The organism is Janibacter hoylei PVAS-1 (assembly GCF_004025845.1).
In the GTDB taxonomy this organism is placed as follows: Bacteria; Actinomycetota; Actinomycetes; order Actinomycetales; family Dermatophilaceae; genus Janibacter; species Janibacter hoylei.
On record NZ_PIPF01000021.1, the window covers coordinates 1 to 2,646 of the forward strand.

Sequence of the window (2,646 nt, forward strand, 5' to 3'; positions counted from 1 at the left end):
GATTTTTGCAACAGAGCCCACACGAGTATTGAGCATAGTCGAGATTGGTGCAGATCACTTCTGATATTGAACTGTCAGGAGCTGGCTGCACAACAGCCATTACGCCCAATCAACTGGTGCAGTCGTCTTCTGAAAATGACATTTGGTATCTCTCATAAACGGATGTTTTTGAGAGAACTATCTTCGGCCTTCACACGCACGAAAGGCGGCGAAGCTCCGCCGTTAATCCGTCCGCCGGAGATCTCGCCCAGGCAGGCTGAAGGCCGAGCAAGCCTGACAGGCCCGAAAAGCCCGGCACGGGCGTCGGCGGCGATGACGGCGGCGGCATTATCCAGGGTTGATGATGGAAGTGGAGGATATCGACAACCTCTCGCGCAACCAAGACATCGCGGTCGGACTGCAAGTGATCTTGAAGCCACGGGCCCGTCCCACCCCGACATGGACCTCGATGCCCGAACGGACGTTAGATTTCGAGTTCTAGGCGTTCTGCGATGAAGGTTGGATCCCAGCCGGGATTGAAAGTGTCGACGTGGGTGAATCCGAGCCGCTCGTATAGGCCACGCAGGTTCGGGTGGCAGTCGAGCCGCAGCTTGGCGCACCCCTGCGTTCGCGCGGCATGGCGGCAAGCCTCGATCAGCGCGGAGCTGACACCCCGGCCCGCATGTGTCCGTCGCACCGCGAGCTTGTGCAGATATGCGGCCTCCCCCTTGAGGGCGTCGGGCCAGAACTCGGGATCCTCGGCCGACAAGGTGCAACAGCCGACGATGCCGTCGCTGCAACTCGCGACTAGGAGCTCGGATCTCAGGACGAAGGTCTCCGCGAATGTCCGGTCGATCCGCGCGACGTCCCAGGCGGGCGTTCCCTTGGCGGACATCCACGCCGCAGCGTCGTGCATCAGCCGCACAACCTCGTCGATATCACCCGAGCAGGCGACCCGAACGTTCGGAGGCTCCTCGCTGTCCATTCGCTCCCCTGGCGCGGTATGAACCGCCGCCTCATAGTGCAGTTTGATCCTGACGAGCCCAGCATGTCTGCGCCCACCTTCGCGGAACCTGACCAGGGTCCGCTAGCGGGCGGCCGGAAGGTGAATGCTAGGCATGATCTAACCCTCGGTCTCTGGCGTTGCGACTGCGAAATTTCGCGAGGGTTTCCGAGAAGGTGATTGCGCTTCGCAGATCTCCAGGCGCGTGGGTGCGGACGTAGTCAGCGCCATTGCCGATCGCGTGAAGTTCCGCCGCAAGGCTCGCTGGACCCAGATCCTTTACAGGAAGGCCAACGGTGGCGCCCAAGAAGGATTTCCGCGACACCGAGACCAATAGCGGAAGCCCCAACGCCGACTTCAGCTTTTGAAGGTTCGACAGCACGTGCAGCGATGTTTCCGGTGCGGGGCTCAAGAAAAATCCCATCCCCGGATCGAGGATGAGCCGGTCGGCAGCGACCCCGCTCCGTCGCAAGGCGGAAACCCGCGCCTCGAAGAACCGCACAATCTCGTCGAGCGCGTCTTCGGGTCGAAGGTGACCGGTGCGGGTGGCGATGCCATCCCGCTGCGCTGAGTGCATAACCACCAGCCTGCAGTCCGCCTCAGCAATATCGGGATAGAGCGCAGGGTCAGGAAATCCTTGGATATCGTTCAGGTAGCCCACGCCGCGCTTGAGCGCATAGCGCTGGGTTTCCGGTTGGAAGCTGTCGATTGAAACACGGTGCATCTGATCGGACAGGGCGTCTAAGAGCGGCGCAATACGTCTGATCTCATCGGCCGGCGATACAGGCCTCGCGTCCGGATGGCTGGCGGCCGGTCCGACATCCACGACGTCTGATCCGACTCGCAGCATTTCGATCGCCGCGGTGACAGCGCCGGCGGGGTCTAGCCGCCGGCTCTCATCGAAGAAGGAGTCCTCGGTGAGATTCAGAATGCCGAACACCGTCACCCTGCTGCGTAACATCGTTGCTGCTCCATAACATCAAACATCGACCCACGGCGTAACGCGCTTGCTGCTTGGATGCCCGAGGCATAGACTGTACAAAAAAACAGTCATAACAAGCCATGAAAACCGCCACTGCGCCGTTACCACCGCTGCGTTCGGTCAAGGTTCTGGACCAGTTGCGTGAGCGCATACGCTACTTGCATTACAGCTTACGAACCGAACAGGCTTATGTCCACTGGGTTCGTGCCTTCATCCGTTTCCACGGTGTGCGTCACCCGGCAACCTTGGGCAGCAGCGAAGTCGAGGCATTTCTGTCCTGGCTGGCGAACGAGCGCAAGGTTTCGGTCTCCACGCATCGTCAGGCATTGGCGGCCTTGCTGTTCTTCTACGGCAAGGTGCTGTGCACGGATCTGCCCTGGCTTCAGGAGATCGGAAGACCTCGGCCGTCGCGGCGCTTGCCGGTGGTGCTGACCCCGGATGAAGTGGTTCGCATCCTCGGTTTTCTGGAAGGCGAGCATCGTTTGTTCGCCCAGCTTCTGTATGGAACGGGCATGCGGATCAGTGAGGGTTTGCAACTGCGGGTCAAGGATCTGGATTTCGATCACGGCACGATCATCGTGCGGGAGGGCAAGGGCTCCAAGGATCGGGCCTTGATGTTACCCGAGAGCTTGGCACCCAGCCTGCGCGAGCAGCTGTCGCGTGGGCTCTGTTGCAAAGATTG

The 2,646-nt window shown here is 60.6% G+C and carries 2 protein-coding genes and 1 pseudogene; 1 reads left to right on the forward strand and 2 read right to left on the reverse strand.

All coding sequences use genetic code 11. The annotated features are described in order from the left end of the window. Positions 1–463: 463 nt before the first annotated feature. Together CWN80_RS15225 and sul1 are read right to left on the reverse strand one after the other, a co-directional pair. Complete coding sequence (locus CWN80_RS15225; protein ID WP_000376623.1) at positions 464–964, reverse strand: GNAT family N-acetyltransferase; 501 nt, start codon at positions 962–964, stop codon at positions 464–466. 127 nt (positions 965–1,091) lie between these two features. Continuing rightward, positions 1,092–1,943 (reverse strand): sulfonamide-resistant dihydropteroate synthase Sul1, encoded by an 852-nt coding sequence (gene sul1, locus CWN80_RS15235; protein ID WP_007929940.1) that lies wholly within the window; start codon positions 1,941–1,943, stop codon positions 1,092–1,094. A gap of 101 nt (positions 1,944–2,044) precedes the next feature. Here sul1 and intI1 point away from each other — a divergent pair. Then, positions 2,045–2,646, forward strand: a pseudogene (gene intI1, locus CWN80_RS15240) (class 1 integron integrase IntI1); the annotation flags it as partial.

What these genes read in the sequence shown, in the direction of transcription:
- sul1 (WP_007929940.1), bottom strand. Translation starts at nt 1,943, where the DNA reads ATGTTACGCAGCAGGGTGACGGTGTTCGGCATTCTGAATCTCACCGAG.
- CWN80_RS15225 (WP_000376623.1), bottom strand. Translation starts at nt 964, where the DNA reads ATGGACAGCGAGGAGCCTCCGAACGTTCGGGTCGCCTGCTCGGGTGAT.